This window comes from Nitrospirota bacterium (assembly GCA_030645475.1).
Classification (GTDB): domain Bacteria; phylum Nitrospirota; class Nitrospiria; order Nitrospirales; family Nitrospiraceae; genus Palsa-1315.
Genome location: JAUSMA010000017.1, coordinates 16,062 through 29,139, shown reverse-complemented (window position 1 = coordinate 29,139; position 13,078 = coordinate 16,062). Strand labels below are relative to the sequence as shown.

The following is a 13,078-nucleotide window of genomic DNA, read 5'->3' as shown; positions in this document are numbered from 1 at the left end:
ACATTTCACAGTTACAGCAACATGCGAGGGCAACACTGCGGGATTAGCGTGCCCGGATTAGGCGGGTGAGAAAGACAGACGTTTCAACATCCTGTTAGCCCCGCTGCCTATCCACCCGTCCGTCGATTTCCCCAGCCAGCAACACGGCCTCGGCGATCTCGCGCATCGACTTCCGCAGATCCATACTTTGCCGCTGAATGAGTTTGAAAGCCTCTTCTTCGGTCAGCTTCTTCGAGCGCATCAGGTAGCCCTTAGCCCGCTCCATCAGCTTTCGAACCGCCAGCGCTTCCTGCATCTCAAAAGACTTCTCAATCAGGGTCGTATGCTCGATGGCGATGGCGGCTTGATTGGCGATAGCCTGGAGCAGCTTCACCTCTTCACTGGTAAACACGTGCGGGACAGACGTATAGCTATTGATCACACCCACCGCCTTCTCCCGCACCATCATGGGCACCGAGACCATGGAGCATAACCCTTCTTTCTTGGCCATGTCCGGGTACATATAGTCCTGCTCTTTGGTGACATCAGCCACGATAATCGGCCGACGGTCTTTCACCGCACGACCGCTGATGCTCTGGCCGACCTTGAGGTTCGGCTTGCGGCGATATTGCTCGCTGAGGCTTTGTGTCGCCTCGATCCGCAGCTCTCCGCTGGTTTCGTCCAATAACATGATCGAGCAGATCTTGGAACTCATCATTTGGGCGGTCATGGTCACCAGGAGCTGCAACACGTCTTCGATCAATCGATTGGAAGCCACCGTTTCGGAGACCAGCGACAAGGTTTCCACTTGAAGGGCTTTGCGTTTCATCTGATCGTAGAGTCGCGCGTTCTCGATAGCGCCGCCGACCTGATTCGCGATGGTCGAGAGCAGCGCGATCTCATCAGGCCGATAGCGTTTCGGCCGCTTATGTTGGACATTGATCACACCGACCACTTCCTTCTTCGCCATGATCGGCACGGAGACGAAGGCTTGATGGCGGTCTTCCGGAAGGTTGTGGAAAAATTTAAACCGCGAGTCGTCGCTTGCGTTGCTCGGAATCACGACGCGCGTTCGTTCCTGGGCGACCCACCCGGTGATACCCTCTCCCAACCCGATCGTAATCCGCCCAATCAATTTCGGGTGAGGGTTTTTCGAGGCTCTCAGAATGAGCTCATCCTGGCCATCTGACAGGAGATACAGGAGGCAGGCGTCGGCCTTGGTGACTTCGACGACCACTTCGACGATATGCTTGAGAACTGCTTCGAGGTCTAGTTGGTTGCTGATCGAGTCGGAAATACGGTGGAGCACATCGACTTCGCGTGTCTTTTCCCGCAACGACTGTTGGAGCTGGGCCACGGATGGAGTGCGTGCGGTCGTCATGATGGATCTACCTTCGCGTTGAAGATTTTCGGCGAGCGGAGCCCTTGCCTGACTGGCGACCACTCGTTAGTCGGCTCCCACGACCATGCTTCGCGTGAAACCACTCGGCGCAGACCTGCTGCTCAATCGGACGAATGACCACCTCGCCAATCCGCATCGGCCATACCCCGATGACTTGCCCTCCAATCACTTTCTTGTCATGTTGCATGGCGCTCCAGATGGACTTGAAGGAGGTCTCTCTCACCTGTTCGGACAAACCGGCCCGCTGCACGAGACTCCTAATCCGTTCAACCACCTCATCCCCGCACAAGCCCATATGACGAGCCAGATCTGCCTCCTGCACCAACCCGACCCCAACCGCTTCACCATGAATCAATCCACGATAGCCACCAAGTGACTCCAGTGCATGCCCAATCGTGTGGCCATAATTGAGAATGCGCCGGCGATCCGATTCTCGCTCGTCTGCTGCGACTACCTGCGCTTTGATCTCGCACGATCGTGTAATGACACGGATAACAGGCGCTGCTTTCAGCTTCAACAATGCGGGGATTTCATGTTCCAGAAACGAGAAGAACTCTTCATCGGCGATAATGCCGTATTTGATGACTTCCGCTAGGCCAGCGACCCATTCGCGGCGAGGCAAGGTACGCAATGTGAGTGGATCGATCAGGACGGCCCGTGGTTGGTAAAAGGCCCCGATGAGATTTTTACCCAATCGGTGGTCCACGCCAGTCTTACCCCCGACACTGGAATCGACTTGCGCCACAAGCGTCGTCGGCACCTGGAGGAACGGGATTCCTCGTTGATAAATCGCGGCAGCAAATCCGGTGATATCACCGACGACCCCACCGCCGAGTGCCAGCAGCAGAGACTGACGTTCAAATTTGTGTTTGGCTAATACATCGAGGATCTTGCTGATTGTCCCAAGCGTTTTAGTCGGCTCTCCAGGCGATAAGATAATCGGAGTGGGATCGTACCCGGCCTTGCGAAGCGAACGGAGCGTCCCTTGAAGATAATGGCTTGCGACATGCCGATCTGTCACAACCCCTATCTTTGGAGAAGTTGTAAAGCCCCTGATCCTGTTACCAACCGTGGCCAATAGCCCTGGCTGGAGCACAATGTCATAACTCCGCTCCCCCAAGACCACGGGTACGATCTGTTCTGCTACCTTAGGCATGCTCTAGGCATTCTCCCCTACCTCAACATACAAGCCCCCGGTCCAATCCCTTTAAAATGAACGGACGTGGACTCAATGCACATTTCAACTGCAGGAATGATGAACTGCGAGGGCTGAATTCTGAGGGATGGTATCACAATGGCATGGAAACTAGAAGATTGCCAACGGCTTTGGCAATCAGGAATGATCGGTGGGTTGAAATAGATCGCTTAGGAAATGAGGAAACAAACCAGGGAGAAGCCCTGCAGCCGACATTCGATCATGCCGGTGCAGGGCAAGGGATTTGCGTTTAGCTCTTCACAATGCTGGGCGTTAAGAAAATGAGCAGTTCCTGCTTGGCGACAGACTCGGTTTTCTGCTTGAAAAGCCATCCCAGCAAAGGAATGCGGGAGAGATATGGAATTCCGGCCACACTGTTGTTCTGCGAGTCGATAAAGACTCCGCCGATCACCATGGTCTCGCCATCGCGGATATTGACCAGGGTATTGGCTTCCCGGCGGTCGATACTCGGACCGGCCGGATTGCTTCGCGCGCCAACGGCATTTCTGGTTGCACGAACTTTTAGCTGAATGGTCTTGCCCGATTCCTTCGGATCGCGAGACGTAATCTGAGGAGTCACGTTCAGTTCCAAATTCGCATCCACAAAAGTTGTCTGAGTCCCCTGGAGAGAGGTCGTCTGAAACGGGATCGATTCTCCCTGTGAAATCTTGGCCTCTCGCTTGTCCAAGGTCGTGATCTTCGGCGAAGCGATGACCTTACTCAAACCGAGCAACTCACCTGCCGACAACCGCATGTCCAACTTTGCGCCATCTGTTCTTCCAATCGTAAACCCAACACCAGGAGTTGCCACCAACCCGCCAACTGTCGCGGGAAGATTGACCAGAAAGTCAGATGTTTGATTCCCAAATGACCCGACGTTACCTGTCTTGAAATTGGCCACCCCACCGCCCCCAAGCTGGTTCACATTCTGCACGCCCCACTGAACACCCAGCGAACGGGAATAGGTCGTATCAGCCTGCACGATTCTGGCTTCGATTTGGACTTGAGGCACTTCGAGGTCAAGGCCATCGACCAACTGCTTCATCACCCCGATCTTACTTTCAGTATCCCGAACGATTAAGGCATTCGTTCCCTGACTAGTTTGCATCAACCCCCGTGGACTTAAATACGATCGAAGAGCTGTCATGATTTCTGAAGCCTGGAGGTTCCTAATGTAAAACACCCTGTCGACCAGATCTTCAGCTTTCGTCTTGGCATCCTTGGCCTGCGATTCCTCATTTTGCTGTTTCGCAATATTCGACAAAGAATCGATCCAGAGAATATTACCCTGCCGGATCTTGCCTAACCCATTCATCTTCAAAATCATATCGAGCGCCTGATCCCATGGCACACTCACGAGTTTCATCGTGACCTTGCTCTTGACCCCTTCACCAACCACCATATTAAAGCCGCTCACTTCGGCAATGAGGCGCAGCACATTACTGATATCCGCCTGCTGGAAGTCGAGTGAGATGCGCCGGCCGACGTAGCGCGTTTCCCCCACGACCAAATCTTCCTTGGGCGTGCTCTTTTCTCCACCATCGGACTCAGAAGTCATCTGAACCGGTCGCACATAATACTTCAGTGCCGATTGCCGAACAGCAGTTATTGCACGCTGAACCCCACGAGAGTTCACACCCACTTGAGACGGCTGTCTTGCCGATTTCTCCAGCTTGATCGTTTCGGCCTCTGCACCACGGGAATAATCAGCAACCGCGCGCATGTCCGCAGCGGCATCATGTCGGAGTGTAACGATGAGATTCGCCCCTTGAGGTTCAACCGAGTAGTCTGCCTGACCGGCAAGATCCAATACCACTCGTACTTTATCGGCATGATAACCCAAGCGAACTTGCTTCAAAAACTGGTGATTCACCGACAAGACCGGCTGACGTATGGCTGATGCAATGTGTGGGATATCGATGATCAGACGCCGCTCGTCGAGACGCGTCACCTCATGTGCCAACCTGCCGTCGCCCGAGATGACAACACGAATATCGTGAGACCCACGCTGAATGTCGATGCGAGTCAGGGTCTGCGCCAGTTCGCCTTCAGTACTCGAGGGCAGATGTGAATCGACAGCGGGCCAATCGGTTGATGCCCCCATCGATGGCACAGCCATCGGAATACTGAGCGCTCCCACGGCTGAGAGCACACGGACAAATGATGTAGTGGTCACGGTCAGCTTAGGTATCATTCTGCGCCCTCTTTCGGGTGAAGGAGCTTGACGTACTCCCGCTCCTGTTTGCTCCCATACACATCTGTAAACCTTTCTTGCACCACAATGCCTTTCTCCGTCACTGCACTGACTACGCCATTATTGGGACCGATACGCGTTCCGCGACGCACCGTATATCCATTCCCATCTGGCGTCTGCACCATAGCGGTATAGCCATAGGCCCCCCACACTACAGCGATCAGGTTCATCTCAGTGAGCCCTACTCGTTGAAGAGGAGGCAAGGTCGGATCAATCGGTCCAAGCCCTAACTGTTGCAGAACTGGAGCGAACGGATCTCGCCGCCCTGAAGGATCATACGAATGTGCCCCTGCTGGCTCCAGCACTGAATTGGGCATGCCGGGTTGAGCATTCTCCTCAGTGGCTGCCGCAGCCACGGATGGAAACGGCGCGTGTCTCGATACGTCATTGAGAGAGGGAACTTTCAAGGCATCCTGACGCATCGGGCTAATTTGTCTGGCATGAGAGCTCAGACCTGTATCCGCAAACACCAGTCCAACTGAGATAAGCAGACAGACCCATCCAATGAGAGTGAGTGGTGCTGTCTTCATAGTCGACCGCCAGTGTTCACAGATAGCATTCATCACGCATTGCCTCATACACATCAAAAGCTCTGTCACCTATTTCTTCGGAGGAACCGGCTGAACCGCTATAACCGGTTTGGATTCAGGAGTTGCCGCATAGGCGACTAGGTCAAATACGGTCTGTGTGACAACCCGCCCCTTCTCAAACTTAGGGGCGCCCATCTTGAGTCCGGATACGGTCACAATCCGAGGTAGCGCATTGATACGATCGAAAAATAAGGCGGCCGTATGGTAGCCGCCTGAAACCTCTACGTTCACCGGCATTCGCACAAAGAGTTTCGAGGCATCTTCCGTCCTGGGACTTGGCTTCCACAATTTGATATCGAGACCAAGCCGGACGCCTAAATCGGATACCTGCTTCAGCAACATCACCGCCTCGTCTTCAGGTGGCAGTCGCTCCTTCTTCTTTGCAAGCTCAATCTCAAGTTGCTTACTCGCGGCAATGAGTTCGTCAAGATGCTTAACCTTAATCGTCAACGTTCGAATCTCACCATCAAGGGTGCCAATCGCGCCTTGAAGCCCTGCAATTTCGGTCGACTTTGGCTCCGCCACATAGTAGTAGAAGCCAACGATAATCCCCGCAAGAACCATCAGAAGCAGCCCTGCCTTCTGAATCAGTGGGATTGACCGCAATACATCAAGATTAATAGACGGCAGGTTCATAGATTTTAGCCTTTGAGACGGAACCCCAGTTTGAACTGATAGATGTTGAGTTGGCTCTCCACCGCAGCTCGGCTCTCCTGAAGGTTGATATTCGTAAAGTAGTCGGTGCGGCGCAGATTATTGACGAATTCCACCACATCGTCATTGGTCGCCGCTCGTCCTTCAAGATCGATCTCTTTCCCCGTGACCGCGACTCTTACCAGCCATACCTTGAGCGGCTCCAAGCTCTGACTGACATGGTCGAGCACCCTGACAGGGCCAACTCGTGACTTCTCAAGCTCGTCAATAATACGGTTTTTGTCTTCCAACACCTTCTTCCGGCTTTCAAAGTCGGAAACCTGCTTGACTTGTTCTTTCAACTGCGCAACCTGCTTCTCCATCTCCATCTTTTTGGTCTGCTGCTCGCTTATTTCTTCGTCAAGCGACGCCGAATACCACCAACAGCCGGTCAACGTAATCAGCACCAACCCCACACCCAACAACGCCTGCGCTCTGACATCATACTGCGGTTTGGCCTTGCGCCCCTTCGGCTCCGGCAATAAGTTAATACGAATCATCGATCGCCTACCGATCTAAGGGCTAAGCCAACCCCTACGGCAGCCAAGGGAGCTAGCGCGGCTAACGCGTCCTGATCAAAATCACTCCCCGATGTATCGATTTCACTAAACGGATTGGCGACCTCGACATCGGCCTGCATGCGATCTTTCAGTTGTACGACCAAGCCCTTGACCTGAGCGCCCCCTCCACACAAGAGGACATGCTGAACATCCGCATCTGCCAAGGTGGACTTGAAATAGTCGATGGTTCGGGCGATCTCAGATGCAACCTCAGCATTCACACTGTCGATAACCGTGGTCACTGCAGCCTGATTGCTCCCAGCCGAGCGCTCGCCTTTTTTTGTTTCTTCTGCCTCTTCGTAGGACATACCCATTTCTCGTTGAATCGCTTCCGTATAGCGATTCCCTCCGATGGGAATATCACGTGTAAACAACGACGTACCGCCTCGAACAATGTTGATATTCATGACACTCGCGCCAATATTCACGAGCGCCGTCGTATCCTCCTGCGAAACGGGATAGTTGACCCCGTGCATGTTTTCAATCGCAAAAGCATCCACATCCATGACGAGCGGAAACAACCCGGCCCCTTTGACAAGTTCGGTCAGCTCATTGATCTTATCCTTCTTGGCCGCAACAAGAATGATCGACATATCTCCCTGTGCATCGCCCGAAGCCTCAGGAGAGAGCAACACACTGAAATCGATGTTCACCTCATTGATATCGAAAGGAATATATTGTTCTGCAGCCAGTCTCACCTGTCCCTCCAGCTCCTCATCGGGCATTGGCGGCAGACTAATCTTTTTAATAATTACGGCATGGCCGGAAATCGACACCGCGACCTGCTTTACCTTGACATTCGTTTCCTCAAACAATTCCTTGATCGCCGATACCACCCGCCCCTCGTCCATCACCGTACCATCGACAATCACTTCCGGTTCGAGCGCTTTAAACCCAAACTTCTGGAGAATGAAGCGCCCGCGGCTTTCCTTCAATTGAACGAGCTTGATACCGCTCGATCCAATATCCAGCCCCACAAGCTGCCGCTTGGGGGTGAACATCGTGAACAGATCGGTTTCCGCAAGACCCTTGAACGAAGTAAATGAACTCAACATTGATGCCTCTGAATGTATAGGGCTACCCCTGAAGAGCACATAATCGTGTGGGGATCGTATCGACCATCATTCATATTCGAGCATGGCTCCAGACATTGCATGCCGTGACCCTCTCGCAATAGGTATTGTCAAACATATGACATTTGCACGTTAACGCGACTTCACTGGGAGAACTGAACAGCAACGACCTCTTCACCTGACGTTCGATCCGGGCTTGCCTACTGGTGATTCTCTTCAGGCACAGGCTAAGTATAGTCCATATGCTCTACCTGTCAAGCAAATGACTTTTAGATACACAAGAACAGAAAAAGCACCCGTGGAAGCTTGGAAGTGAGACCCAACAATGTTGGCGAGGGTTACTGCTTATTGAGATCGCGGTGGGCAATGGTCACTTGATATCCAAATGCGGCAAAGCTTTCCTGGAGCCGCCCGGCAATAGCCACAGACCGATGACGTCCGCCAGTGCAGCCAATCCCAACGTTCACATAGCTGCGACGTTCTCGCTCGAAGAGGGGGATCAGAAACTTAAAGAGGCCTTCAAGCTGCCCGATGAATGCGACAGCGTCCGGATCGGTCAGCACATAGTTCCGCACTCGAGGATCTTCCCCGGTCAATGGCTTGAGGTCAGGGACAAAAAACGGATTCCGCAAGAACCGGACATCGAACAAAAGATCAATGTCGTAGGGCACACCGAACTTGAAGCCGAACGTCACCAGTGAAATCGTCAGCCGGCGCGGCGTCCCTTCCTGTCCGAACCGCCGGGCCAGTAATTCTCGCAATTCATGCACCGTCAAATCGGAGGTATCAATAATACGGTCGGCATGGCGTCGCAGCTCCGCGAGTCGTTCTTTCTCAAAACGGACACCTTCCAACACCGGAAGATGCGGCAGGAGTGGATGGGGCCGCCGAGACTCCGAAAAGCGCCGAACCAGCACTTCTTCGCGCGCCTCAAAAAACATGAGCTCAACCGAATGGCCAAGCACCTTGACCCGCTCAAGGATACCGACAAGATCAGAGAAAAACACGCGTTCCCTGACATCGATGCCGAGCGCGACGTTCTTAATCTCCCCCCCCTGCTGATGGCACAACTCGACAAACGTCGGCAGAAGCGCCGGCGGTAAATTGTCGACGCAAAAGTACCCGACATCTTCGAAACACTTGAGGGCGTGCGACTTCCCTGATCCAGAAAGACCGCTGACCACCACCAACTTGAGTCCGGCCATACAGACCTACCCTTTACGAAAGATCGATGAGAACGACTTGATCGCGATCGACACGCTGAAGAATCTGTAATTTCCCTGAGGATCGTTCGGTGAACACCAGCAACGAACCAGGCAGAGAATCCAGCCGATGCGTCGCCTCTTTCAAGGTGATCACAATCCGAGCCGGACGAACCACCTCAATTTCAGGCCCCGGCTCTTCCTTAGGCAGAGCCAGCCGTAGAATCTTCCGCGCCGACTTCTTGATCGGTGCCTTATGATCGACCTGACGTTCCTTGAGCTTTCGAAGCTGCACATCCAGTCGATCCACCAACTGATCGATCGTTGCATACATTTCTGACGTCGAAGCTTTTGCCTGAATCCGCCGCCCCTGCACGGTACAGACCACCTCCGCTGCATGCTGAAGCTTGCTCACACTCAGAATCACTTCCAGATGGCTCAGCTTCAGGTCATATCGCACCAGCCGCTCAAACCGGCTTTCTACATGCGCCCTGAGAGCTGCCGTCACCACGAGATGTCGACCTGTAATTTTCATCGGCATGTATCCTTTCATACTCACTGGCCTCGGCCAGCGCTGACACTCAAAGATATGGACGAACGCAAACCGCCATCACATCAGAGGGAATAACAGATACGCGGTGGGAACGCGCTTGAGGCTGAACACAATAGGCTTAAAAAAACCGCTTACGCTGGGTTGCCGAGGGAATATGTTCTTCCGCCCGGTACTTCGCCACCGTCCGTCGTGCGATCACCACTTGCTTCGTAAGCAGCTGGGCCGCAATCTCTTCATCTTTGAGGGGGTGACCAGGATCTTCCTCCGCCACCATGACCCTGATCATCTCTCTCACCGTGACGGACGACATCATATCGGACGGCTGATCCGCTCGCTGCAGGCCCGCATTGAAGAAAAACTTCAGCTCCAGCATGCCCTGAGGACAATACATATATTTGTTCGCCGTCACACGGCTGATCGTCGATTCGTGCATCCCAATATCCTCAGCCACCTGCTTCAGTACCAGCGGCTTAAGATACTGCACGCCTTTTTCAAAGAATTGCTCCTGAAACTTTACGATACTCGACACGACCTTCACAATCGTCTTATTCCGCTGTTCGATACTCCGAATGACCCATTGTGCCGCTCGCAGCTTCTCATCCAGATAGGCCTTCGTCTCCGCCGATCCGCTCTCTCCCGCCCCCATCAATTGCTTATAGTAGGGACTGATCCGCATGCGCGGCAATCCATCATCATTGAGGACCACCACCCACTCCCCTTCATTTTTGACGACGAATACATCCGGGACAATCACATAATTTTGGGTATTGATAAACGGTCGCCCCGGCTTCGGCTCAAGTACTTCGATTACCTTCGTCGCCTGAAAGACCTCTTCCACCGTGACGTCTAACGCCTTTGCGATCCTCGCATACTGCCTTTTCTCCAGGTCTTTGAGATGGTGCTGGACAATAGCTTCAACAATCGACCCCTTCAGTGCGCCAGGCCGAGCCCCCAACGATCCCATGGGACTCTTTCCTAAATGTCCAATTTGCAAGAGTAGACATTCCGACAGATCTCTGGCTGCCACACCAGTCGGATCGAAACTCTGAATATCTTTCAGGACTGATTCAGCTTCGACCGGAGTGAAGTCGGTCCCGCTGACCATTTCGTCCAGCGACATACGCAAGTAGCCATCATCGTCAAGATTCCCGATGATCAACCGTCCGATCGCCTTGTCACGATCCGACAACCCTGAAAACGAAAGCTGCCACAGGAGATGGTCCTCCAAGGAAGTCGCTTTCGCCATGGTTTGCTCATAGGATGGGAACTCATCCTGAGAGGGCGACCGGGACTCAGACCCTCCGATCCTACGATCGCTGCCAAAGTATTCTTCCCACCCCGCTGCCGAGGCCTCATCCGGCGTATCGCGCTCCTCTACGGTCGACTGCTCCGCATCCGGCGATTCGCTATTTGCTGCCACCGCCGCATCTTCCGTCTTTTCCTCAGCGCTTCCAGCCTCGCTGTCATCCGCCTCGGTTGGGAGCTCCTCCAGAAGAGGATTTTCCATCAAATGCTGGGTCAAGCTCTGCTGGAGCTCAAGACGAGACAGTTGCAGCAGTTTAATGGCTTGCTGCAACTGCGGGGTCATGATGAGCTTTTGACTAAGCCTGAGATCGAGCCTAAGCTTCATAGAAACACACTCTCACGCGTTACAACTTGAACCGATCACCTAAATAGATGGCCCGCGCCCTCTCACTTTTCACAATAGACTCTGGAGACCCGGCTTCGAGGATCAGCCCCTCGTTGATGATGTAGGCCCGATCAGTAATAGACAGCGTCTCTTGGACATTATGGTCGGTAATCAAAATACCGATGCCTTTTTCTTTCAAGCGGGTAATAATCTGTTGGATGTCTGCCACGGCAATCGGGTCGATCCCTGCAAAGGGCTCGTCCAGCAGCATAAATAACGGGTTCGTCGCAAGCGCCCTGGTAATTTCTAACCGTCGCCGTTCTCCACCGGACAAGGCATAGGCCATGCTGGTTCTGATATGGCTCAGGTCCAATTCTTTCAGTAGGGCATCGACCCGTTCACGACGCTCTGCCCGAGAGTAGTCCAGCATCTCAAGAATTGCCAGAATATTATCCTCAACCGACAAGCGCCGGAACACCGAGGACTCTTGAGGAAGGTACCCGATTCCCTTTCTGGCACGTCTGTACATGGGCAGGTCGGTGATCACCTCATCGCCAAGTGAAATCGTTCCTTCATCTGGCTGCCCCAAACCCACAATCATATCGAAAATGGTCGTCTTGCCGGCTCCGTTAGGACCAAGTAACCCCACAACTTCCCCTGCAAGCACTTCAATCGAGACACCTTTCACGACTTTGCGGGCCCGAAAGCTTTTCACCAGCCCTGCTGCGCGCAAACCCATAATGTTCATGCCACTCACCGATGAGCCGGCTGATGCCGCATTCCCCTGAGCCAACCCCATCACTTGGCGCCCCCCTCATCCGGCTCGATCCGCACATGCGACCCGCCCTCCACCACACTCCGATCTTCCGCTAAAAACATCGTGATTTGCTTACCACTGACTCGCGTCCCCTTATCCCAAGCCACCGGGTTGCCGGTCAACACGATCTTATCTCCATCATGATAGTAGATGGCTTTCTCACAGGTCGCACTCCCTGAATCCTTCTCGATTTTCACCCGTCCGGTCGCCTCAATCTGATTGACCGAACGATTCGACACCGCCGGTACAGCATCAGGCCCTTTTGAAGGCACAGCGCCCTTCACCGCCTCACGCCCCTTCCGGTCATCACTCGCGGGAGCCTCCTGCGCGCGAAACATCACCACCATACGATCGGAATAGACAACCAGCGACCCACGAGTCAGCACAACCGATCCCTCAAAGACCGCTTGGCTATCCTGATTTTTCACGGTCATTTTCTTGGCCGTAATGGTCGTACTGACCGCTTGCTCGGCGCCGCCTTGAGGCAGGGCCGCATCAGCCGATCCTCGCAATGAGGCGAATCCAAACAGGCACAAATTAAGAAGCAGGAGCCAAATCCACATGTACGTCCTCAAGTACGTCAAACTCTTCTCTGTCCAAATGTCCAATCAACCCTCGTCCAGTTACCTCTAAGCCGTGCCCCACGATACGAACCGCGTCCTGCGTACGTATTTCTCTGGTCTCATCCGTCCAAGCAAGATGATTGGTATAGATCACATACCCGCTCTCGGTATGAATCACAAGTGGCTCTGAGCGGTTAGAGAGGAGAAAATTCTTCGTCTCCGTATTCAGAACCCCTTCATCTCCCGTCACCGTCAATTCCTTCCCCTGCTGGCCAAATAGAGTGACGGCAACAACCTGAAGCATCGCCCGCCTGTCTCGCTCAAAAAGCCGAGCCTCGTGCGCCTGCACCTGCCACTGCACCGCATCGCCCTTTGTTTGGGTAAAGGTAAAGTTGGAGATCGTTGCATCCGCAGCGTCCATGGAGCCAGGCACCGTTGCCGTCGGAGTGGATACTGCGGTCGAATGCGTTATGAGCAGATAGACCAGGAAACAGGCCAGCACCCCACTCAGCGCTAACAAACCGCGCCGTATTACACGTTGCCACACTTTTTATGTGCTTCCTTCTC

The 13,078-nt window shown here is 53.6% G+C and carries 13 protein-coding genes; all 13 read right to left on the bottom strand.

The features are described 5' to 3' along the window. Positions 1–94: 94 nt before the first annotated feature. Positions 95–1,360: a GAF and ANTAR domain-containing protein gene (locus Q7U76_05020; GenBank protein MDO8355733.1), complete on the bottom strand. Its 1,266-nt coding sequence runs from the start codon at positions 1,358–1,360 to the stop codon at positions 95–97. A gap of 7 nt (positions 1,361–1,367) precedes the next feature. After that, complete coding sequence (aroB, locus tag Q7U76_05015) at positions 1,368–2,537, bottom strand: 3-dehydroquinate synthase (GenBank protein ID MDO8355732.1); 1,170 nt, start codon at positions 2,535–2,537, stop codon at positions 1,368–1,370. Positions 2,538–2,826: 289 nt separating this feature from the next. Continuing rightward, on the bottom strand, positions 2,827–4,770 hold the full coding sequence (pilQ, locus tag Q7U76_05010) for a type IV pilus secretin PilQ (protein ID MDO8355731.1): 1,944 nt from the start codon (positions 4,768–4,770) through the stop codon (positions 2,827–2,829). Further along, a complete protein-coding gene (locus Q7U76_05005) occupies positions 4,767–5,147 on the bottom strand; it encodes a pilus assembly protein PilP (protein ID MDO8355730.1) in 381 nt (126 codons plus the stop codon). The genes pilQ and Q7U76_05005 overlap by 4 nt, the downstream gene beginning before the upstream one ends. 282 nt (positions 5,148–5,429) lie before the next feature. After that, positions 5,430–6,056, bottom strand: coding sequence for a type 4a pilus biogenesis protein PilO (gene pilO, locus Q7U76_05000; protein ID MDO8355729.1), 627 nt, complete (start codon positions 6,054–6,056; stop codon positions 5,430–5,432). 5 nt (positions 6,057–6,061) lie between these two features. Further along, positions 6,062–6,613 carry a PilN domain-containing protein gene (locus Q7U76_04995; GenBank protein MDO8355728.1) on the bottom strand — a complete coding sequence of 184 codons (552 nt, stop codon included), beginning with the start codon at positions 6,611–6,613 and terminating at the stop codon, positions 6,062–6,064. Then, positions 6,610–7,728 carry a type IV pilus assembly protein PilM gene (gene pilM, locus Q7U76_04990; GenBank protein MDO8355727.1) on the bottom strand — a complete coding sequence of 373 codons (1,119 nt, stop codon included), beginning with the start codon at positions 7,726–7,728 and terminating at the stop codon, positions 6,610–6,612. The genes Q7U76_04995 and pilM overlap by 4 nt, the downstream gene beginning before the upstream one ends. Positions 7,729–8,084: 356 nt before the next feature. Further along, positions 8,085–8,951, bottom strand: a complete 867-nt coding sequence (gene rapZ, locus Q7U76_04985) for an RNase adapter RapZ (protein ID MDO8355726.1) — start codon at positions 8,949–8,951, stop codon at positions 8,085–8,087. Between the two features lie 13 nt (positions 8,952–8,964). Further along, positions 8,965–9,483: a ribosome-associated translation inhibitor RaiA gene (gene raiA / locus Q7U76_04980; protein ID MDO8355725.1), complete on the bottom strand. Its 519-nt coding sequence runs from the start codon at positions 9,481–9,483 to the stop codon at positions 8,965–8,967. Between the two features lie 136 nt (positions 9,484–9,619). Continuing rightward, complete coding sequence (gene rpoN / locus Q7U76_04975) at positions 9,620–11,131, bottom strand: RNA polymerase factor sigma-54 (protein ID MDO8355724.1); 1,512 nt, start codon at positions 11,129–11,131, stop codon at positions 9,620–9,622. A 19-nt stretch (positions 11,132–11,150) separates the two neighbouring features. Continuing rightward, positions 11,151–11,870 (bottom strand): LPS export ABC transporter ATP-binding protein, encoded by a 720-nt coding sequence (gene lptB / locus Q7U76_04970; GenBank protein ID MDO8355723.1) that lies wholly within the window; start codon positions 11,868–11,870, stop codon positions 11,151–11,153. A 59-nt stretch (positions 11,871–11,929) separates the two neighbouring features. Then, on the bottom strand, positions 11,930–12,511 hold the full coding sequence (locus Q7U76_04965) for an LptA/OstA family protein (protein MDO8355722.1): 582 nt from the start codon (positions 12,509–12,511) through the stop codon (positions 11,930–11,932). Next, the gene (lptC, locus tag Q7U76_04960) at positions 12,486–13,058 is read right to left on the bottom strand and encodes an LPS export ABC transporter periplasmic protein LptC (protein MDO8355721.1); all 573 of its coding nucleotides are present in this window, start codon (positions 13,056–13,058) and stop codon (positions 12,486–12,488) included. Before lptC ends, Q7U76_04965 begins: the two co-directional genes overlap by 26 nt. Between the last annotated feature and the right edge of the window lie 20 nt (positions 13,059–13,078).